The organism is Desulfitobacterium elongatum, assembly GCF_055378975.1.
The window spans coordinates 732,309-753,822 of sequence record NZ_AP038772.1; the positions used below are offsets into that span (position 1 = coordinate 732,309).

Here is a 21,514-nt window from a genome sequence, read left to right on the forward strand (position 1 = left end):
GTTTATCTTCATAGTCGACTTACTTGGGGGCATCGCCAACTACTTTGAAAAGTAGTTTTGCAACGCCCCCAAGTTCTCTTTAATGTTCTTTTTGTAAATTCAGCATTAAAAAATTAACATAAACTTAACACTTGGTTTTTAAAAATTTGTTACAATACTACGGGAGTTTTGTGCCAAATATGACTGGAGGTTTAAACATGTTTAGTTTATCTTCAAAAGAAGACAAATTCTACACTTTGTTTCGACAAAGTACGGACGTAGTTTGCTCAACTGTACTTAAGCTTGAGGAACTCGTGGCTCAGAATTCTGTCTCAGATCAAGATGCTGAAGTAATGCACGATTTAGAACATCAAGCTGATAAGGTCACGACTGAGATTATCGATCGGTTGAACTCAACTTTTATTACTCCATTGGATCGAGAGGATATCTATACTCTAGCTCAGAGCCTCGACGATATCGTCGATCTGAGTCAAGGAGCGGTTGAACGGATGTCCCTCTACCGGACCCAAAAACCGTCAATTGGTGCACAGGAACTTGTTCACACGATTGCGAAGGCAACAGACCAGATTAGAATCGCGTTTTGCTGTTTAAACAACATCCATTTTAAAAAGTCTGAAATTCTTGCTGCTGCCGAGGAAATCTACTTGCTAGAATCTGCAGGGGATACCTTATACCGTCAAGAAGTTGCCCGTCTCTTTGAAAATGAGAAGAATCCGATTGAAATCATTAAATGGAAAGAAATCCTTGAACACTTAGAAAATACGCTAGATCACTGTGAGGATATCGCCGATCTCCTCAAAGGAGTTGTATTAAAGTATGATTAGTTCCAGTGCGTTGCTTGTCTTGGTCGTTTTCTGCGCGCTGGCATTTGACTACATTAATGGCTTCCACGATACAGCTAACGCAATTGCGACAAGTGTTTCTACTCGGGCTCTTACTCCTCGAAGAGCGATTATTATCGCTGCCATTTTCAACTTTACAGGAGCGCTTGTCAGTACTGGGGTAGCTCAAACGATCGCCAAAGATATTGTTAACCCTTCATTTGTTACACAAGAAGTTGTGATTGCTGCTCTTCTTGGAGCGATTGTCTGGAATCTCGCTACATGGTATTTTGGAATCCCGAGCAGTTCCTCCCATGCGATTATCGGCGGAATGATGGGGGCTGCTATTTCAAAGGCTGGATTTGAAGTGCTTCGCGTCCAGGGATTAACAAAAATTATTGCTGCACTACTTCTATCGCCAATTATAGGTATTGCCCTCGGTTTCATAGTCATGAAAATCCTATACTTTGTTTTTCAAAAGGCTGCCCCTTCGAAAATTAATCATGGTTTTAAGAAGATGCAGATTCTTTCTGCTGCTTTACTTGCCTTCAACCATGGTTCAAATGATGCGCAAAAGTCAATGGGTATTATTACGATGGCACTCATTGCTGGGGGTCTGCAGGCCTCGACAGATCTTACTCCTGCATTATGGGTTAAAATCGCCTGTGCTTTGGCTATGTCCTTAGGTACTGCAGCAGGTGGCTGGAAAATTATTCGGACTATGGGCGGAAAAATATTTAAGCTTGAACCGATTAATGGCTTCGCCGCGGATTTAACGTCTTCGATAGTCATCTGGACTGCGACTGCCTTCCCGGGCTTACATCTTCCGGTATCTACCACACATGTGGTTTCTGGTTCGATTATGGGTGTTGGAAGTGCTAAAAGGATTTCCGCAGTTCGCTGGGGAGTTGCCCAGCAGATGCTTGTTGCTTGGGTCGTAACCATTCCTACTGCGGCTATCACGGCTGCGATATTCTACCAAATTGTTTCATTAGTGATTTAGATTTAAAATCTATATAGAAACTAAAGATTTTCTACGCCTTAGCTTTTGATGAAGTTAAGGCGTTTTTGTTTATGAATGAAAAAGTAATTAAGTTTGAAGAGAGAGGTTGTTTAATAAAAAATAATATTTTTAATCGAAAAATAATATTTTTTAACTTAATAATAATATTTAATCTATTTTTAAAAAAGAATTTTATGCTAGGATATTTAGGTATCATAATGCTGTTATAAGATTAGAATCGCCCTCAAAATGTGGAAAAAGGGCGGTTTGTTGTTTTTGTATAAGCTATTTGAACATCCCTCTGTATTTCAAATTTTTTTGATTATATCAAAAAAAGATTAATAATAAAATTATGTTTGAGTTCACAAAATTACACAATGAAGTTATGCAAATAAGGAGTTGCCCTATGAAAAACACCGAGAAACTATTGGAGGATGTCCATCCCTTGGTTGAGATCCGAAAATTTCTTTACGATGTCTTAAGACGCACATATCTTAAGGAGCCCACCCAAGTCGACATTAAGCTTGTGAAAGAACTAGTTAGTTCAGATGAGTTTCCTTTTGTGTCAGATAGTCCTAAGATTTTAGAGGGCATAAATCAAGTTAGAGATTATTGTTCACAAAGTGATATGACGAGTGACAGGGTCTATAGTGATTTGCATTGGGAGTATACCCGTCTGTTTATTGGTCCCTACGAACTTCCTTCGCCACCCTGGGAATCAGTGTATGTCAATAAGGAACGTCTTCTTTTTCAAGAGGATACACTCAAGGTCAGAAGGTTTTACTTAAAATACTCCTTCTTACCGGTCGAATTTGGGCATGAAGCTGACGATCATCTTGGTTTAGAGTTGGACTTTATGTTTCGCTTGAATGAACTCGCTTTGGAAGCGATGGGTCGAGGGGATTCGAATGAGACACTACAACTGCTGAGGGATCAAAAGCTTTTCCTCGAAGAACACCTTCTCAAGTGGGCTCCACAATTCGTAGAGAAGGTCGTGGAACATGCTAATACCGATTACTACCGGGGTATGGCTAAGATTCTTGAGGGCTTCTTGATCTTGGATAATGTAGCGCTTGATGAACTTATTCATTGTTTAATGAGTGAGGCATAAAGCAACAGTAGCTAAGACAATAGACTGCTTTGACTAATTTCCCTTTGGAAAAACCAAAGGGATTGAATTATATCAAAATAAGGAAGAGAGGAAGAATTTCGAAATGACATTAATCGAAACAGCTAAGAATTACGTCATGAGTCGAAGATCATTTCTCGGTAAAACAGCGACCCTCACCGTAGGGGCTGCTGCAGCGGTTACTCTGCCAGGTTGCGGCTTGCAGAAAGTGGACGCTGATACTACCGCAGCCTTGATGAACAAAGAGGGCGAATGGATTACGGCAGCTTGCTGGCATAACTGTGGTGGACGCTGCCTGAACAAAGCGTATGTCGTCGATGGGGTCGTTGTTCGTCAAAAAACAGATGATACTCACCCTGATACCCCAGACTATCCACAGCAAAGAGGATGTGCACGCGGCCGCTCTCACCGGAAAATGGTTATGGGTGCAGATCGCTTAAAATATCCTATGAAGCGAAAGAACTGGGAGCCTGGAGGCGGTAAAAAAGAACTTCGTGGTAAGGACGAGTGGGTCCGCATCTCTTGGGATGAAGCGCTAGATATTATGGCGAGTGAGCTTAAGAGGATTAAGGAGAAGTACGGAAATACTAGTATTTTCGCACCGGTTGGCGGTTCTGATGCTCTTCAAGCCGTCCCGCGCCTCTTAAGTGAATTTGGCGGATATACAGAACGTTGGGGAAGTGTTTCCTGGGGTTCGTGGCCCACTGTTTATACTAAGGTTACTGGACTTCCGAATAATGGAGCCTCCTCAGGAAATGATCGCTTTCGGCTGAGAGATTCAAAACTCATTATTCTTTGGGGTGCAAATCCTGCTCAGTCGAGCCAAGGACTTCCGACCTATAACTATTTACAAGCGAAGAAGGCCGGAGCGAAGTTCATTGTTATTGACCCACTCTATTCCGAATCGGGTAGAACCTTAGCAGACCAATGGATACCGGTACGCCCAGCGACCGATACGACCTTGATTCTCGGAATGGCACATCATATCCTTACAAATAAACTACTTGATCAGAAGTTCTTGGATAATTGCACAATTGGCTTTGACGCCGACCATATGCCAGAGGGTGCAGATCCCAAGGAGAACTTCAAGGATTATGTTCTTGGGACATATGATAATACACCAAAGACTCCGGAATGGGCTTCAAAAATCTGTGGAGTTAGCGCCGAAATCATCCGCAAGTTCGCTCAAGAATATGCGACAACTAAACCAGCAGCGATAATTTCGGGTGGGGCACCAGCGCGCATCAATAATGGAGAGCACTTACCTCATGCTATGATGACACTTGCTTACATGACAGGTAATGTCGGAATTCCGGGTGCGGGTGTTAGCCCCAATATGCACAACAGTGCAACGAATGCTGGGCCGACTTTGGTTCAACCCGGAGGCAATGGCCTTCCTAAGATTGCTAATCCTATGAAAAGCAAAATTAATAGTGGCGAAATGTGGGATGCAGTCCTTAAGGGACAATTCACTGAAAGCAAAGGGAAGAAGGTAAATGTTAATATCCAGATGATCTGGAACTGGTTTAGTCATAACCTGAATCAAAGAGCGGGTACGACACAAGGAATTGAAGCTCATAAGAAAGTTGAGTTTGTTGTGGCTCAGAACCTGTTCTTAACCACCGATGCAAGATACTCCGATCTAGTGTTGCCTGTGACCTCTGAATGGGAGAGATTCGGAGGCTTTTTGACAGGAAACCGTGAAATTCTCATTCACTACAGGCAAATTATTAAGCCACTTTATGAAGCCAAAAGTGATATATGGATTGTCTCGGAAATTGCTAAGCGCTTAGGAATCGACCCGACAAAAACGATTAATCCAATTTCTGAAGAGCAACAAGTCTACAATCAACTCGCAGGGGCAACAGTCATCAAAGCGGATGGATCAGGTTTTGAGAAATTAGTGACGATAACTGCGGATGATATAAAAGAACTTGGAGTCAAAGGAACCCCACAAACTGGACGTACCTCCTATAAAGAATTCAAAGAAAAGGGGATTTACCAAGTTACGAGATCTCGTGGAGACAAGTTGGAGTTTACGAGTTTTGAAGATTTCCTCGCCGATCCCGTTGGTAAAAAATTAGCAACCCCCAGTGGTAAATTCGAAATCTACTGTGATTCACTTTCCAAAGAAATTGAAAAGATTGGCTTTACAACGAAATCTCCTATACCAAAGTATGATCCCCCTCGTGAAGGATATGAGGATGGGATAAAGGATGGTTTCCCCTTCCAGGTTGTTACGATTCACTATTTCAGACGTTCACACTCCACGCTGGACAATGTGCCCTGGTTGCGTGAAGCATTTCCCCAAGAATTTAGGATGAATGCAAGCGATGCTGAAAAGTTAGGGATCAAGACGAACGATATCGTGAAGGTAACCAGTCGACACGGATCCATAATTCGTCCTGCTTATGTCACTGAGACCATCATGCCGGGTGTAGTCGCCTTAGGTGAAGGGGCATGGGTTGAGATGGACGAACAAGCAGGAGTAGATAAGGCAGGAAGTACTGGGATTCTTAATGGACCCATTGCTACGGGTCAAGGCCACTCTGGGTATAATTCCTGTAATGTCAAGGTTGAGAAGTATGATAAACCCCTTGACCCTGATGTCAAATGGCCTCAAAGAATCATTTTTAAGGAGGTGTAAGCAATGGCACAATTAGGATTTTACTACGATATGACGGCGTGTACAGGATGTAAAACCTGTCAAATCGCCTGTAAGGATAAAAACAATTTAGAAGCGGGAACGCTTTTTCGGCAGGTTTATCAATTCGAGGGAGGTAAGTTCCCCAACCCTTGGGTTTATAACCTTTCCCTTGCCTGCAATCACTGTGCAGAACCTAAATGCACGAAGAACTGCCCGACCGGTGCTTTATACAAACGAGAAAAAGATGGTATAGTCATGCATGATCCAGAGAAGTGCATCGGCTGTAAGCTCTGCACTTGGTCTTGCCCCTATGGAGCCCCCAAATATATTGAGTCCAAAGGGAAGGTGGGGAAGTGCACTCTTTGTGCGGATCTTATCGATAAAGGGGAACAACCTGCTTGTGTAGCAGCTTGTCAAATGAGAGTTCTTGAATTTGGTGATATCGAAGAACTGCGTAAGAAATATGGTAATACTGCAGATATCAAGAGAATACCTGATTCTGGAATAACGAAGCCTTCGCTCACCATTAAACCCAAGAAAGAAGCTATGAAGTAATTAGTTAACTGAAAAATTTATAGGAGGCTGAGTTATGTTTGCTGAGGAATGGCCTTTAATGATGTTTACACTGCTAACCCAATTAGCGGTCGGCAGTTTCTTCATGCTCGTTCTCATTCGCTCCTTGCTCGTTAAGACGGAGCAAAAGGAAGCGAATCGATTCCTACAATTTGGAGTCAAAGCAGTAGGTGTGACGATGGGAATTGCCTTGGTGTTTTCTCTTTTCCACCTTGGAACCCCTAGTGGAGCTTATCGTTCCATTCTAAACCTTGGATCTTCTTGGTTAAGTCGTGAGATTCTCACAGCCGGAGGCTTCTTCGTACTTTGGCTCGTTACCTATCTACAGTTTAGAAATGGAAGCTATAGTAGCGTCCTCGGTTGGATAACTTCCCTTGTCGGTTTGTTGGCCATCTACAGCATGGCGAGTATTTATGCTACCTCAATCCGCCCCGCTTGGGACAATGCCAATACGTATCTCGCGTTCTATGGGACAACCTTCCTTTTTGGTAGCGTTGGAGCAACTCTTTCCTTGCTCTGCGGCAAAAAAGGAACGAACTTTTCTGACGAGTCTTTAAGCGCCTTGAAAAAGGTCAGCATCATTGGCTTGGTTGCTGTGATTATCCCACTCATTTATCTTCCTCTGTTTATCTCTTCTCTTAACGGGGGCAATTCCGCAGCGATAGCATCTGCTCAGTTGTTATCAGGAAACTACGCTTTCCCGTTAGCCTTTCGCTGGATTCTTAGCGTGGTTGGAGGTATTCTGCTTGCGTACTTCATCGCAAAATTGAGTAAGAAGCAGGCTGTTTCTGGTAACATGCTTTACCTTGCGTTCGCAACAATAATTCTTGGGGAATTTATCGGTCGTTATGTGTTTTATGCTTCGGCCGTATCCATTATGGTAGGTATTCAATAACCTCATTAGAATTCTTTTTATGGAGTCGCTCAATTTTTGAGCGGCTCTAATTTTTTTGGTTTAAGCGTTACTTATCTCAACCCAAAAAGGGGTGGCGATGTTATTCCACACCTAAAGAGGTGGGAGTCTTCTTGCCATACTAACGATAAATTGTTCACTCAGGCATTATAGGCCCATTAAGGACATAAGATGTAATGAAACTCAGGTTGTCCTCATTGCAAGAAATTCAAACGGGATGCTGTGAAGGAGAAAAAGTGGTAAAAAGTTGACCGCGAATCAGGAGAGTGATAAAATGATGAAATACAATCGTTTAAAAAGATGGGTGATCGGGCTTTTTGGACTTAGTATATTGGTATGGATGACTTGGTTTTTTGGTTATACTTATGTTAGGATGGCTACTCAACCGAAGAATTTAGCAAAACCCGTTCCGAGTACGCAGGAACAAGGTGAAGCACGAATAGACTTATCCGTGCTTGAGTTTTGGACCTGCCAAATCGGAGTCTTCAATTCAGAAGAAAACGCAAAACAGGAGAGAGACAACCTCAGACAATTGGGCTGGGATGCCCAAATTATCACGAAGGATCCGTGGGTTGTTGGCATAGGATTTGCTCATTCTCAACAAGACTTATCTATTATTCGTGAACAACTAAAAGAGGGGGGGATTGTATCCATTCCCAAAAGTATGAAGTTACCGGAGCATGCCTATCGAATCCGAGGTGTGGGAGCCGAGCAGACAGCTCGAATCTTGGAGTCAGTTCATTTATTTTTAAAAACTCCACTCTCCTCACGAGAGAAGGCTCTTTCCGAGCTTGAGAGAGAACTCATTATTCCTAGCCCTAAAGGCCTCTCAAAACTTCAAGAAGCGGGAATGCTTATTATTAAAGCAGAAAGAACTCTGCAGACGGATTCGCTAAAAATCGTTTCATTAGGACTTTTTGCAGAGTACCAGGCGACACTGGATACACTTCAGAAATAGATTTATCCATTTTGTAAAACTATTCGCAATTTAGAATAAAATTATTTGCTTATTTCAAAAAGTAAGTGATATAATTATTTTACTTTATATAATTTGGAATATGTGAAACGGGGGATCATGTTGAAAACGCTAAAAATCCCAGAGGCTACAATTATTCGGCTTTCTGTGTATTCGCGGCACTTAACCGAAGTAGACCGTAAGGGAATTATCACCATATCTTCAGGCGATATCGCTGAAGGAGTCGGGGTAAGCCCAGCCCAAGTCCGAAAAGACCTTGCATACTTTGGTGAATTCGGAACACGCGGAGTAGGTTATAATGTCAAGGACCTACATCGTCACATTTTGAAGATCCTGGGTTTAAGCCAGGATTGGAGTGTGACACTTGTTGGTATAGGAAACTTAGGTTTAGCACTTAGTACCTATAAAGGTTTCCGTGAGCGCGGATTCATTATCACAAGTATCTTTGATAATGATCCGAAAAAGATTGGGACTACGATTAATGGAGTCGAGGTCATGTCTACTGACCGTCTCGTTGAAATCGTTACCGCTAACAAGACTCAGATTGGAATCATCGCAGCTCCTTCTGCTGTTGCACAAGATGTTGCAGATCAGCTTGTTGAATCAGGGGTTAAAGCGATTCTTAACTTTGCGCCAGTTGTTTTAAATGTTTCACCGGAAGTTGAGTTGAGAAATGTAGACTTGGCTGTCAATCTGGAAGTGCTGACCTTTAATGTAGGCGCTCATCGCTTCTAAGCTTCTGGATTGTTTAAAAAGGTTTTAGTTTTGGATTCAATGCTTAAATTTAAATGAATTTGCAAAAAGTAAGGCGAGGAATTGTCCCGCCTTACTTTTTTTCGTTTCCGGCGCTTGAAAAATCAGTTGGCCTCAAGTAGAATATTGTATACAAGATACAATCGCTACTCGGATTACTTATAAGTATTTACATAGAGTTTTTTGGGATAGAAAAGGGAGAGATTTTAATGCGTTACGAGAAGGACTTATTAGGAATTCTGGAGGTTCCAGATGAAGTATATTATGGTATCCAGACGATTCGAGCGACAGAAAACTTTCCGATTACCGGCTACCGCCCTCATCGAGAAATGATTCGGGCTTTGGGGTTTGTTAAAGCTGCAGCCGCTCGGGCGAATATGCAGATTGGAACGATGACAAAGACGGTTGGGGAGGCAATCCTTCAAGCTTCTAAGGAAGTGTCAGAGGGCAAACTTGATGACCAATTCGTAGTTGATGTGATTCAAGGCGGAGCGGGAACTTCGATTAATATGAATGCGAATGAAGTGATAGCCAATCGTGCGATTGAGTTGTTAGGCGGCAGGAAAGGGGAATATTCCAAGGTTCATCCGAATGTTCATGTTAATATGGCGCAAAGCACGAACGATGTTTTCCCGACCGCGATTCGAATTGCTTGTTTGAATATAGCGGATGACTTGATTTTGGCCTTAAGGGAGCTAACGGTCGCTTTTGAGGATAAGGCAAAGGAGTTTGATGGTGTCATTAAAATGGGGCGGACACATCTACAGGATGCGGTCCCCATCCGCTTAGGACAAGAGTTCTCAGCCTATGCCCAAATGCTCAGACGGGATATTCGACGGATTGAAGAGGCTTCGAAAGCTCTTCAGGTCGTTAATATGGGTGCTACAGCTGTAGGTACGGGACTTAATGCAGATCCAGTGTATATAGAGAAGGTGTCGGATAATCTAAGAGAAATTACTGCGCTTCCTCTAGTGAGGGCGAATAATCTCGTGGATGCAACTCAGAATACGGATGCCTTTTTGGAAGTGTCTGGAGCGCTCAAGACTTTGGCTGTTAATCTCTCAAAGATCGCCAATGATCTGAGACTTATGGCCTCTGGACCACGAACGGGGTTTGGAGAGATTAATCTTCCCTCCATGCAGCCTGGTTCCTCTATCATGCCAGGTAAAGTAAACCCGGTTATGGCTGAGGTAGTGAATCAGGTGTCCTTCCAAGTGCAGGGGAATGACTTTACGATTGCGTTGGCGTGTGGTGCGGGACAGTTAGAGTTAAATGTGATGGAACCTGTCGTAGTGTTTAACCTGCTTCAGTCTTTGGATATTTTGAGAAATGTCCTAAAGGTCTTTAGAGACCGGTGTATCGTAGGAATCACTGCAAATGAAGCTCGGTGTAGAGCTCTAGTAGAGAATAGCGTCGGGGTAGTCACAGCGATCAATCCTCATGTCGGGTATGAAGTCGCATCACTTGTTGCGAAGGAAGCCATTTCTTCGGGAAGACCTGTTCGAGAGATTGTCCTTGAAAAAGGAGTGCTTACTTCCGAGGAGCTTGATGTCATCTTAAACTCGTTTGAGATGACGAAGCCTGGGATTGCTGGGGCGGAGTTGCTGAAGAGGTAATTTGCAGCCAAGCCTTTACGAAAAACTGGGGTATGTAGCTTTTCGCGCAGCGGACCTTCGGGCGTGAATCTCCACCGGAGACTCACGTACTCATTAGCTTCGAGGCTCGAATGCGGCGGAGCATTCGGACGAAGGCCTTCCTCGCTTCCGATGGAGCACCTTCAGCCGATGAGTATCATTCGTGGAATGCCGCCTCGGGCGAAAATGTCCACTGGACACTTTCGTTGCCAAACCCTTTTGCTTACTGCATGTGAACCAGTGGCGCCGCTACGCTAAGGCGCGAAACCCTACCACAGGTTTCGTCATCGAAAGCCTCGTTCGATTTAACGCCCCTCCGCTAGAAGTCGTTCACTACTGCGCGAAAAGCTACGTTATTGGGTTTTTGAAAGTCAGGCCCTTGCGAATTAGAACTCCAGGTGCTAAACTAAAAAGTGTCGAAAAAACAGCCAGGGAGCACCATGCCCTGGCTGCATTTCTATGGGTGAAAGGGGGTAAAATATGCCGGCAGGTCGAAATAACTCGGGGACGGGTCGCACGATTCTCCTTATTATGACAGGAGCCGCTCTCGGAACGCTAATTGGCTTTGGACTTCAAAAATATGGGATTTTCACTCCGTTTTTGCGTCCGGCAGTTATCGATTTTCCCTCGCATACGTATCTTGATTTCTTTTTTCTTTCCTTTTCATTTGGGTTCCGTCTGAGTATCACCTTTGCGACACTTTTAGGTGCACTGGGTGGATATTATCTCTCTAGGAAGTGGTAGCATGCTCGTATTGGCTTCGACCTCCCCACGCAGGGGGATGCTTCTTGAAGAAGCTAGATTTATGTTTGCTCGAGTTAAAGCAGAAGTTTCAGAAGAACTTCCACAGGGGGTTTCTCCTGAATGGGGGGTACAAGAACTTGCTTTAAGAAAAGCTCAGGCAGGGTTAGCACATTGGCTTGATTTAGGTGGGGATCCAGAGGATATTATCCTCGGAGCAGATACCATTGTTGTATTAGATCACGAGATTCTAGGGAAGCCCAGAACTGAGAGAGAAGCAGAGCAGATGCTTTCCTCATTAAGTGGGCGAGTGCATGCTGTGTATACTGGAGTCGTTCTCATGAATGGAAGGGGTCGGAGAGAGAGCGCAGCGATACGGACAGAGGTCTATTTCCGTCCTTTAACTCAAGAAGAGATACTCACGTATATTTCAACAGGGGAACCGATGGATAAAGCGGGAGCTTATGGAATTCAAGGAAAAGCTTCGGCATTTGTCGATCATTATGAAGGGTCCCTCAGTAATGTGATTGGTTTGCCCATGGAACATGTCAGGGAACGACTGAACGTGTGGGGGATTGAGCAGGAAAATATCACCCTGCCTGAGGTGAAGGATGGATTATCGTCGTTTGAAGGATCTCCCAGGGGAACTATTACCCCGTGAACGTTTATTCCAGTATGGCCCGGAAGCCTTATCGAATCGGGAGATTCTTGCGATTCTCTTAAGGACAGGGCTTAAGGGAGAAAATGTACTAGAATTTGCGGAACGTTTATTAACCGAAGCGGGAGGGTTATCCGGTTTGGCTCGCCTTACGGTACACGAGTTAACCCAGCTCCATGGCTTAGGAAGTGCGAAGGCTGCAGAAATTAAGGCCGCCTTAGAGTTGGGAAGACGCTCCGTCTCTTCTGATCCGCTGGCACGACCGGTGGTGAATTCTCCGCAAGACATTGCCCATCTCGTAATGGAGGAAATGCGCTACCTCGATCGGGAACACTTCCGAGTCGTCAGTCTTTCAACCAAAAATCATGTCTTGGGGATTAGCTCTATTTCCGTGGGCTCTTTGAATTCTTCGCTCGTTCATCCGCGGGAATGCTTTAAAGAAGCGATTCGCCGAAACTCCAATGCGATTATTCTTTTACATAATCATCCCAGTGGGGATCCTAACCCTAGTCGGGAAGATATTGATGTCACTCGAAGGTTATCCGATGGGGGACAGATCTTAGGAATTGAAGTACTTGATCATGTAATTATCGGGGATAATCGGTACATAAGCTTGAAGGAACGAGGGATATTATAAAGGAAACTTGGTGAGGGTTGACCCTCGGGTAGAAGTCAAAGCCTCCTAAGGAAGAATTTGGAGTGGACAAAGCCCCAAAAATTTCTTACCCTTATCGTATTAACCTTATGTACCTATACACTGCTGTAAACGGAAGGGGAATTAACCAATGTTTTTTGGTAAGGATTTAGGAATTGATTTAGGAACTGCGAATACGCTCGTCCATATGAAGGGGAAGGGAATTGTCTGCAATGAACCTTCTGTGGTTGCGATGGATATTGATAAGAAGATACCCCTTGCTGTCGGAGATAAGGCCAAGGAAATGATTGGCCGGACGCCGGGCAATATTACTGCAATTCGTCCACTCAAAGATGGGGTTATCTCTGATTTTAATGTGACCCAAAAGATGCTGAAGTACTTCATATCCCGTGCCTTGGGAACAGAGTCTCCGTTTGCTCGTCCACGGGTCGTCATCTGTGTTCCTTCTGGAGTCACGCCAGTGGAAGAACGTGCCGTTAAGGAAGCAGCTCTCGCTGCTGGTGCAAAGGATCCAATCATCATGGAAGAACCGATGGCAGCAGCGATTGGTGCAGGACTCCCCGTCAGTGAGCCGACTGGAAACATGATTGTTGATATCGGTGGAGGGACCACGGAAGTCGCGGTTATTTCCTTAGGGGGAATCGTAACCAGTCGCTCAATTCGGGTAGCTGGAGATGAGATGGATGATGCGATCGTTGCGCATATCAAACGTCGCTATAACTTGATGGTCGGATATCGTACGGCTGAGGATATGAAAATGGAGATTGGGGCGGCCTATCAAGCTGAACCGGGCGTGAAGTATCAAGTTCGCGGGAGAGACCTTCTTACAGGTTTACCTAAAACGGTGGAAGTAACAGCCGAAGAAATTCAGGAGGCGCTTCAAGAGCCTGTCATGGCTATCGTAGATGCCGTAAAATCCTGCTTGGAAAAAACTCCACCCGAGCTTGCTTCGGATATTATGGATCGTGGAATCGTCATGGCCGGAGGGGGTTCACTTCTTCGTAATCTGGACAAGCTGATCTCCGATGAGACAGGGATGGCCGTGCATCTAGCCGAGGATCCGCTTTCTTGTGTTGCTTTAGGAACAGGAAAGGTATTAGAAGATGCGGATATTCTCCGTAAAATTGCTGCCTTACAAAAGAGCTGAATCTAAATAAAACGGGGAGGAACTTTTGGTGGGAAAAAGAGTGACTGCAACGGGAATCACGGTTCTCGTTTTCTTCCTGGTGTTAGGCGTATTGGTCAGTATTCGCTTAACTGGACTAGGGAACCAATTTCCTAACCCGATTGGTGGGGTGCTGCAGCGCGTTCTTAGCCCGGTGGAGGATGGATTGCTCCAAGTCGGAAACGAAATCCGTCAGAACACCCGGGTTCTTTGGAATTTCAATGCTGTTGAAGAAGAAAACGTGACTTTAAAAAAGAAAGTGGAACAACTGACCGGGGATAATCTGAAGCTTAAAGAACAGGTTCTTGCGGGAATGCGTTTCAATGAGCTTGATCAGGGGATGTTTCGAAGCCCCACTCTGGACAAGTTCCCTAAGGTCGGGGCAAGTATCATTAATCGAAACCCTACGGCTTGGTATCAAACCCTGACCCTAAATCGAGGCACGAGTGATGGAGTAGCCGTTAATAATCCTGTCATTGGGGAGTATGGTTTAGTCGGGAAAGTCGTTGCCGTGACCTCGAGTACCAGCGAAGTGCTTCTGATTACGGATAGTGAGGGTCAAGTGAGCGCCTTAGTTCGCGGAAGCACAGGTTCGCCGACGTTTGGGATTGTCCAGGGAACCTATAAGAGAACGTCTCGATTAGAAGCGGAAGGGAATCTCCAAATGCTTTTCCGCAGGGACGATAATGTTAATCTAGGGGACTTTGTCCTCTCTTCTGGACTCGGAGGAGTTTATCCTAAGGATATCCCGGTGGGAAAGGTAGAACAGATCCAACTGGACCGCTCCGGGTTGTTAAAAACGGCGTATATCACCCCCTTGGTTGACTTTGACTCGTTAGAGGAAGTTTACATCGTTAAAACAGCAGGGGGGCAGTAACTATGCGTTATCTCATCATACTCGTGATGGGTCTTTTGAGCCTCATTCTGCCGGGGACGGTTTTTTACTTCTGGTCGTGGGGTGGAATTAAGCCGGATCTAATTATGCTTTTCACGATTTATATGGCCTTGCATCATCGGACTGTACCTGGAGCCCTCTGGGGGCTTGGAGCGGGTATAATCGAAGATCTATATCTTGGTAGACATCTTGGGATGTATTCCTTGACCCTAACGGCGGTAGCGTTGCTAAGCAATTGGCTCACCCAACGTTGGTATCGGGATAATTATCTCTTAATTGCGCTGCTTGTCTTCCTGGTTAGTTTTGCAGGACAAGGGTTAATGGCTCTATTGAGCATCGTGGTGGGCGCACAGTGGTCGTTCGGAGACGCTCTGCGCTTAGTTGCTGGGGGCTCATTGTATAATGCAGTTTTAGTGCCGATTACCTATCCGTGGATTCATCGCTCGTTTACGCGAGGGTGGTTAAAGTATCGGCCGAGGTATGAGCGTTAAGGAGGCTTCAGGATGGAAGATAATGAACGAAAACCCTATTTGCATCGTTTATGGGGTTTAAGTGCCGTTGTGTTTCTGGTTTTTGCGATTCTCGGTTTCAATCTTTGGCGCCTGCAAATCGCTCAAGCTTCCTATTACGCGACTAAGGCTCAGGGTAATGTGATGCAGCTTGTGACGATTCCCTCCACTCGCGGGGATATTAAGGATCGAAATGGGAACCTCATGGTCACCAGTATTCCTCAGTTCGCATTAACGATTGATTGGATGGATTTACAAAAGGTACAGAATACAAATTGGAAAGATGTTATTCGACGATTAGCAGGGTATATCAAACCGTACTGGCCGAACCAGGCCCAAAGCGTGGATTCTATCACGGAAGATATTCTGGTTATGACTCAGAATCATCAGTGGGAGCGCTATCGTCCCGTTACTGTGATGAATAACGTACCTGATCCCTTGAAGGCCATTATAGCGGAGCACCAAGAGGAACTCCCTGGTGTTAGTGTGGATGCTTTGCCGGTGCGAGATTACCGGAGAATATCGCTTGCTGGCCAAATTCTTGGCTATGTTCGAGAAGTGAGCAGTGATCAGGAAATTGCTCAATTTAATAAAGACCCCATGGCTCTTAAGGACGGGTTCACCTATGCTCAAGGAGATCTAGTCGGCAAGATGGGTGTAGAGAAAAGCTATGACTATTGGCTTCGTGGAAAAGAAGGAATTCAGCAGGTTGAGGTCGATAACAATGCCCGTCCAATTTCTAAGGATGTTATTCAGCCAGCTGAACCGGGAAAAACCCTCCAGTTGACTATCGATGCGGATCTTCAGGAAGTGGTTGAGAAGTCCTTGGATGACGTATTCCGAGAGAAGGTTCTTCCTGCTCATCCGGACGCAAATGCGGGGGCAGCGGTGGTTATCGATGTAAAGACTGGGAAAATCTTAGCAATGGCTTCACGTCCCTATATGAACCCAAATGACCTAACAGGTATCATCTCAGAGGATATCGCGAATAAGTACTTTCAAGTTAAAGAGGCAGCCTCTTTCAATCGGGCGATAGCAGGAGCCTATCCGCCTGGATCTACCTTTAAGATGATTACTGGAATGTCAGCCTTACAGGCTGGTTTGGTCACGCCCTATGAACAATTTAATAGCTCAAACAAAATAGCCACTCTAGGTAAAGATGGAATTGACGAATGGTTGCCAGGAGGCTTTGGTCTAGTCAACTTAAATCGCGGACTAGCTAATTCTTCGAATATATACTTCCAAGCGATTGGGAAAAGGGTTTTTGATAGTAATCCAGAATTGGTTAAACAAGTAGCCAACGAATTTGGATTAGGTGTCTATACTGGGGTTGACATCCCTGGAGAGGCGAAGGGAATTGCTCCTTCTGCAGAATGGAAGAAAGAGCAGTTGGGCCCCTATTACCAAAAGATTAGAGACAATAAGTTAGCGGCCATCGAAAGTGATTATGAGAATCAGCTTTCTCAAGCTCCCGATGAAAAAACTAAGAATAAGCTTCTAAAAAAAGAAGAAAATGAGAAGAAGCAGGTCGAGGTCTGGTATAACCAGCAGATTGCCCAGAAAGTAAATTGGCAATTATTTGAGACCTTCAATACGTCAATTGGTCAAGGTGATAATTTATATTCTCCCTTACAGCTTGCCAATTATGTGGCAACGATTGTCAATGGGGGAAAGCGTATGCAGCCTTACATTGTTGACAAAATTTTAGATCCTGTTTCCGGGAATTTGGTCTATGAGAATAAACCCGTGGTCAAAAATACTGTGTCTATTTCTCCTGAGAACTTGGAGCATATCAAAGAAGCCATGAGTAAAGTAACAAGTGGCGAAGGAACTGCTAGTTGGCTATTTGCTGATGTTCCCCAGTTCAGCGGTGGAGGAAAAACGGGTACAGCACAGATTGGTTCAAAAAATACAGTTTCAGGGGATCTCTTTAATGGTGTGTTCGTAGCCTTTGCTCCCTATGATGACCCGCAAATTGCTTTCGCGGGGGTTGTCGAATATGGGGGACATGGTGGTGAAACAGCCGGTGTTGTCGCCAAAGCTGCTTTCATGAAATATTTTGGTTGGGAATCTTCCAGCAAAGGTTAAAACTTGGTAGCAAGATAATTAAAAGAATGAAAAAACGAGGAAAATCGTCCTCGTTTTTTTCTTATGGCGAAAGGGAAATTGCTTAGTCCTGTAGAATTACTATGAACGTCTATAATATGTTCTTTTTCTTGAAGGTTTGGACAAGCTTTGAGGGCGAGATGCTTAGTGTAGCATCGAACACGGAAACAATTGGGGGATTGACGGTTGACACGGACGGAACACATAGCCTTAAAGGGGACTCGGGAGGGCATTGTATTATATCTTGATCCCGAGGCGGATTTCTCAGTTTTGATGGAAGAACTAAAAAAGCTTTTAAAGGACTCTGATCAATTCCTCCAGGGAGCAGCTGTGCGATGCTATGGTGGCGAAAAAGAGTATACTGCGGAGCAACTAGAGGAATTAACCTCAAATTTAGAGCAGTATAGTCTTACTCTTGCAGGATGGCTCACAGCGGCAGAAGTTTATACCGGAGCCCGGAAAACGACGGTTACCGAACGGGAAGGAGAGGCACCACGCGTATGGGACGAAGGTATGGAGGAAGGGAATAGTCTTTTTGTCGAGCGTACCCTTCGCTCAGGCGCCAGTATACAGTATGATGGACATGTAATTATTTTAGGGGATGTGAATCCTGGGGCAGAGATTGTCGCGAGCGGAAATATTGTTGTGATTGGCTCTCTTAGAGGTGTGGCTCACGCTGGAGCGACCGGGAACCGAAATTCTACGGTTAGCTCGTACCATCTAGCTCCCACTCAGTTAAGAATTGCAGATTTGGTTACTCGTTCCCCGGAGGGTGAATTGGATTGGAGAGGTCCTGAGTGTGCTAGAATTAAGGAAGGACAGCTCGTGGTTGAAGGAGTCCAGTTGAATGGCCTAAGGGGTAGAGGAACAAATCGTTAAACTCATAGTTCTTAGTACAGACTGCAATTGTATTGGAAGGAAATTATGGAAAGGTAGGTCTAAATATGGGAGAAGTTATTGTAGTGACCTCAGGAAAAGGAGGGGTCGGCAAAACCACCACTTCGGCCAACATTGGAACAGGACTTGCCGCTTTAGGACTTAAAGTGGTTTTAGTGGATACAGACATCGGCTTACGTAATTTAGATGTCGTGATGGGTTTGGAAAACCGGATTGTTTATGATCTCGTTGATGTTACGAGCGGAAACTGTCGTATGAAGCAAGCCTTGATTAAGGATAAACGCTTTGAAAATCTTTATCTACTCCCTGCGGCACAGACCAAGGATAAAACAGCGGTTAGCCCTGAGCAGATGAAGGCTCTCTGTGAAGAGTTGAAGAAGGATTTTGATTATGCGATTATTGATTGTCCTGCAGGAATCGAGCAGGGCTTCCGCAATGCTATCGCAGGTGCTGATCGGGCAATCGTCGTCACCACACCAGAAGTGAGTGCTGTCCGTGATGCAGACCGTATCATTGGGCTACTTGAGGCATCTGACTTACGCAATCCTCGTTTGATTATTAATCGGATTCGGCCTCACATGGTGAAGGCCGGAGATATGATGGATATTTCGGATATTCTAGATATTTTAGCGATTGATCTCATCGGGGTCATCCCGGATGATGAGAGTATCGTTATCTCGACAAACCGAGGGGAACCTGCCGTCACGGATCACTCCTCGCATGCTGGAGAAGCTTACCGCCGGATTACTCGAAGAATTCAAGGCGAAGAAGTTCCTTTGATGAATCTCCAAGCGCCTGAGGGATTTATGGATAAACTAAAAAAACTTTTCGGAATGCGATAGTGTTTGGCACGGAGAGGAGGAATAGGCCTTGTTAGAGTTTATTAGTCGAATGCTTGGACGAGAAAATGCCTCAAAAAATATTGCCAAGGAACGCTTGCGGCTTGTCCTCGTACATGACCGGGCTACGATTTCGCCCCATATGTTAAACCAATTGAAAGAGGACCTGATTAAGGTCATATCAAACTACATGGAAATCGATGAGAGCGCCTTAGAAGTGAATCTCAACCAAGATGATCGCGAAGTAGCCTTAGTAGCTAACATCCCAGTCGTTAAAATGAAAAGAGACTACTCTACGAAGGGGTAATGAAGAAACCGTAGCACATCGCTACGGTTTTCTGATTGAAACGAGGGGACAGTTATTTGTCCCTTGTTACAACGTAACTTTTTCAAGATTTGGCTGAAGCAATGCACCTGTTCCCTCTATCTCACAAACTTCTTTTGTCCCTTCTTTGGGATGAGCTTCCCCTTGTGGTATAATGAAAACTATAAGATTTTTAAAATAATAAAAGGGGTATTATTAATGCTGGATCGACGGATGCTCCGAAATATTGATTTATTATTTGTTTTCTTTCTGCTTTTACTTCTCAGTGCAAGCATTCTTATTTTGAGTACAGCTTCGTTAAATGTTATCAAATCTCAACCGTATTACTATGTGAAGATACAAACCATGTGGATTGCTACTGGGCTAGTCTTATGTACTATAGTTACACTCCTTGATTATCAAAAATTTAGGCGCTTTAGTTGGTGGATTTATGGCTTCAATATATTGCTTCTACTCGCCGTTTTTGCTTTTGGAGAATCAGCAAAGGGGGCTCAGCGCTGGATTCCAGTCACCTCGAGCTTTAATATCCAGCCTTCGGAATTTGCCAAGTTATTTATTATCGTGACATTGGCAGATTTTCTGGCGAAGCGCCAAGGGCAGCTGAACCGATTCAGGGACTTTATCCCTCCTTTTCTTTTTGTGATTATCCCCATGCTCATGATTTTTAAACAACCAGACTTAGGAACGACCTTAGTATTAGTGGCGATTTTTATCGGCATGATGTTTGTAGCGGGTGCGAATCCCTGGAAGTTTGGGGGACTGTTACTCGGCGGGGCCGTAGTTATCGGGATCGCATTATGGTTCCATTTTTCAACGAATTTACCGGGCTGGCTAAAATTCGCCCAGGGCCTCCCACTTCCGATGCAGGATTATCAGCTGAAACGATTAACTATTTTTATGAACCCTTTAGCAGATACTTCAGGGGATGGTTATCATATCATTCAGTCGCTTTGGGCGATTGGCTCAGGTGGGTTTTGGGGGAAGGGATATCGTCAAGGGACGCAAGGCCAGCTTAACTTCCTTCCGGAGCATCATACGGATTTTATCTTCTCTGTGGTCGGGGAGGAATTCGGATTCATCGGGACGATTACCTTATTGTTCATTTTCTGCATCTTTTTACTGCGCGCCATCAATATCGCGATGAAATCAAGAGATGTCTATGGGACCTTAATTGCTTCTGGCATTGTCTCGATGTTTACATTCCACATTCTTGTTAATGTAGGTATGACTTCAGGAATCATGCCCGTCACAGGAATCCCGCTCCCTATCATAAGTTACGGGGGAAGTGCCATGTGGACGAATATGATTGCGATAGGACTTTTGTTGAGTATCAACATCAGGCGACAGCGACTTATGTTTTAGCGATAGAACGGTATGAATTTTTCATGCCGTTCTATTTTTTTACCCACTAGCATAAGTTTTAAGCAAGTGTACGAGCTAGAACTTAGGAATAAAAGTGGGGGAAGAACATGAATCCATATGAGCGTTGGGATGATTGGGAATGGGAAAGAGCTGCTCATGAGGTCGGTCGGGAACGAGGCATAAGGAATGAGGATCGGCCGCATAAACGTACATATCCATCCAGAAGACGTAAGCTCGAACCGTTATATACCTGGACGGGAATTCAGAAGAAAGCCACCCTATCGGTATTGTTCTTCTTGGTGATTTTTTTCGCTTCAAAGGGTGAAGATATTCTATCGAAAGGGGTCTATTCAGCATATCGGGGAACCGTGGAGAATGGAGATATTTATGCTTCATTGAATGGAATGGCTCTCCAGGTGCTCGGGTTGAGCGGCATGGATGTCGAGACCACTCCAGTCGATGCTACAATGCAGGGAAAACTCTTACCTCCGGTTTCCGGCCGAGTGATGGCTGCCTTCGGAGCAGTAGATAGTAACGGAGAGGCCAGTCTTCATCAGGGTATCGACGTAGCTAGTGCCTTAGGGATCCCTGTTGTAGCTCCGTATCAAGGGGTTGTGACCCTGGTCGGAGAAGATCCACAATTAGGAAGATTGGTCAAGCTGGACTTTGGGAATGGATGGACGGGAGTTCTAGGTAACCTGGGGGATATCTCAGTACAAAAGGGTCAAAAAGTTACAGCAGGGCAGACCCTTGGGACGGTAGGCTTGTCGGCTCCACTGAAAAAGACCTGGTTACACTTAGAACTTCGCAAGGATGGAAAAGCGGTGAATCCCTTGCCTTATTTAATTCCATCGAATTAGAGCATGCTGGGGTAAGAAGCTTTTCGCGCATCCGTTCATGTACTCCCGCTAAA

The 21,514-nt window shown here is 44.7% G+C and carries 21 protein-coding genes; all 21 read left to right on the forward strand.

The genetic code is table 11. The features are described 5' to 3' along the window. Positions 1-197: 197 nt before the first annotated feature. The 21 genes from ACZ42W_RS03295 to ACZ42W_RS03395 all read left to right on the forward strand — a co-directional run bounded on the left by ACZ42W_RS03295 (position 198) and on the right by ACZ42W_RS03395 (position 21,461). Positions 198-824: a DUF47 domain-containing protein gene (locus ACZ42W_RS03295; RefSeq protein WP_464168480.1), complete on the forward strand. Its 627-nt coding sequence runs from the start codon at positions 198-200 to the stop codon at positions 822-824. After that, entirely contained in the window at positions 817-1,824 is a 1,008-nt protein-coding gene (locus tag ACZ42W_RS03300) for an anion permease (RefSeq protein ID WP_464168482.1), read from the forward strand. Before ACZ42W_RS03295 ends, ACZ42W_RS03300 begins: the two co-directional genes overlap by 8 nt. Positions 1,825-2,230: 406 nt before the next feature. Further along, positions 2,231-2,935: a TorD/DmsD family molecular chaperone gene (locus ACZ42W_RS03305; protein ID WP_464168484.1), complete on the forward strand. Its 705-nt coding sequence runs from the start codon at positions 2,231-2,233 to the stop codon at positions 2,933-2,935. A gap of 103 nt (positions 2,936-3,038) precedes the next feature. Further along, positions 3,039-5,600, forward strand: a complete 2,562-nt coding sequence (locus tag ACZ42W_RS03310; RefSeq protein WP_464168486.1) for a molybdopterin-dependent oxidoreductase — start codon at positions 3,039-3,041, stop codon at positions 5,598-5,600. 3 nt (positions 5,601-5,603) lie between these two features. Beyond that, positions 5,604-6,155, forward strand: a complete 552-nt coding sequence (locus ACZ42W_RS03315; protein WP_464168488.1) for a DMSO/selenate family reductase complex B subunit — start codon at positions 5,604-5,606, stop codon at positions 6,153-6,155. Between the two features lie 34 nt (positions 6,156-6,189). After that, a complete protein-coding gene (locus tag ACZ42W_RS03320) occupies positions 6,190-7,068 on the forward strand; it encodes a dimethyl sulfoxide reductase anchor subunit family protein (RefSeq protein WP_464168489.1) in 879 nt (292 codons plus the stop codon). A 292-nt stretch (positions 7,069-7,360) separates the two neighbouring features. Then, positions 7,361-8,044: an SPOR domain-containing protein gene (locus tag ACZ42W_RS03325; RefSeq protein WP_464168491.1), complete on the forward strand. Its 684-nt coding sequence runs from the start codon at positions 7,361-7,363 to the stop codon at positions 8,042-8,044. A gap of 120 nt (positions 8,045-8,164) precedes the next feature. Next, positions 8,165-8,797: a redox-sensing transcriptional repressor Rex gene (locus ACZ42W_RS03330; RefSeq protein ID WP_464170848.1), complete on the forward strand. Its 633-nt coding sequence runs from the start codon at positions 8,165-8,167 to the stop codon at positions 8,795-8,797. 227 nt (positions 8,798-9,024) lie between these two features. Next, positions 9,025-10,431: an aspartate ammonia-lyase gene (gene aspA / locus ACZ42W_RS03335; RefSeq protein WP_464168493.1), complete on the forward strand. Its 1,407-nt coding sequence runs from the start codon at positions 9,025-9,027 to the stop codon at positions 10,429-10,431. Between the two features lie 498 nt (positions 10,432-10,929). After that, a complete protein-coding gene (locus ACZ42W_RS03340; protein ID WP_464168495.1) occupies positions 10,930-11,193 on the forward strand; it encodes a DUF4321 domain-containing protein in 264 nt (87 codons plus the stop codon). Between the two features lies 1 nt (position 11,194). Beyond that, positions 11,195-11,851, forward strand: coding sequence for a Maf family protein (locus tag ACZ42W_RS03345; RefSeq protein ID WP_464168497.1), 657 nt, complete (start codon positions 11,195-11,197; stop codon positions 11,849-11,851). Then, positions 11,802-12,485 carry a RadC family protein gene (radC, locus tag ACZ42W_RS03350; RefSeq protein WP_464168499.1) on the forward strand — a complete coding sequence of 228 codons (684 nt, stop codon included), beginning with the start codon at positions 11,802-11,804 and terminating at the stop codon, positions 12,483-12,485. Before ACZ42W_RS03345 ends, radC begins: the two co-directional genes overlap by 50 nt. A 148-nt stretch (positions 12,486-12,633) precedes the next feature. Further along, complete coding sequence (locus ACZ42W_RS03355) at positions 12,634-13,650, forward strand: rod shape-determining protein (protein WP_464168500.1); 1,017 nt, start codon at positions 12,634-12,636, stop codon at positions 13,648-13,650. Positions 13,651-13,678: 28 nt separating this feature from the next. Next, positions 13,679-14,545, forward strand: a complete 867-nt coding sequence (gene mreC, locus ACZ42W_RS03360) for a rod shape-determining protein MreC (protein ID WP_464168502.1) — start codon at positions 13,679-13,681, stop codon at positions 14,543-14,545. Between the two features lie 2 nt (positions 14,546-14,547). Then, positions 14,548-15,054 carry a rod shape-determining protein MreD gene (mreD, locus tag ACZ42W_RS03365; protein ID WP_464168504.1) on the forward strand — a complete coding sequence of 169 codons (507 nt, stop codon included), beginning with the start codon at positions 14,548-14,550 and terminating at the stop codon, positions 15,052-15,054. A 12-nt stretch (positions 15,055-15,066) separates the two neighbouring features. Continuing rightward, a complete protein-coding gene (gene mrdA, locus ACZ42W_RS03370) occupies positions 15,067-17,160 on the forward strand; it encodes a penicillin-binding protein 2 (RefSeq protein ID WP_464168506.1) in 2,094 nt (697 codons plus the stop codon). A 204-nt stretch (positions 17,161-17,364) separates the two neighbouring features. Next, positions 17,365-18,057 (forward strand): septum site-determining protein MinC, encoded by a 693-nt coding sequence (gene minC / locus ACZ42W_RS03375; RefSeq protein WP_464168508.1) that lies wholly within the window; start codon positions 17,365-17,367, stop codon positions 18,055-18,057. A gap of 65 nt (positions 18,058-18,122) precedes the next feature. Further along, positions 18,123-18,917, forward strand: coding sequence for a septum site-determining protein MinD (minD, locus tag ACZ42W_RS03380; protein WP_464168510.1), 795 nt, complete (start codon positions 18,123-18,125; stop codon positions 18,915-18,917). A gap of 28 nt (positions 18,918-18,945) precedes the next feature. Continuing rightward, positions 18,946-19,221, forward strand: coding sequence for a cell division topological specificity factor MinE (minE, locus tag ACZ42W_RS03385; protein ID WP_464168512.1), 276 nt, complete (start codon positions 18,946-18,948; stop codon positions 19,219-19,221). Between the two features lie 216 nt (positions 19,222-19,437). Beyond that, on the forward strand, positions 19,438-20,601 hold the full coding sequence (gene rodA / locus ACZ42W_RS03390; protein WP_464168514.1) for a rod shape-determining protein RodA: 1,164 nt from the start codon (positions 19,438-19,440) through the stop codon (positions 20,599-20,601). Positions 20,602-20,708: 107 nt separating this feature from the next. Further along, the gene (locus ACZ42W_RS03395; protein WP_464168515.1) at positions 20,709-21,461 is read left to right on the forward strand and encodes a murein hydrolase activator EnvC family protein; all 753 of its coding nucleotides are present in this window, start codon (positions 20,709-20,711) and stop codon (positions 21,459-21,461) included. Positions 21,462-21,514: the final 53 nt, after the last annotated feature.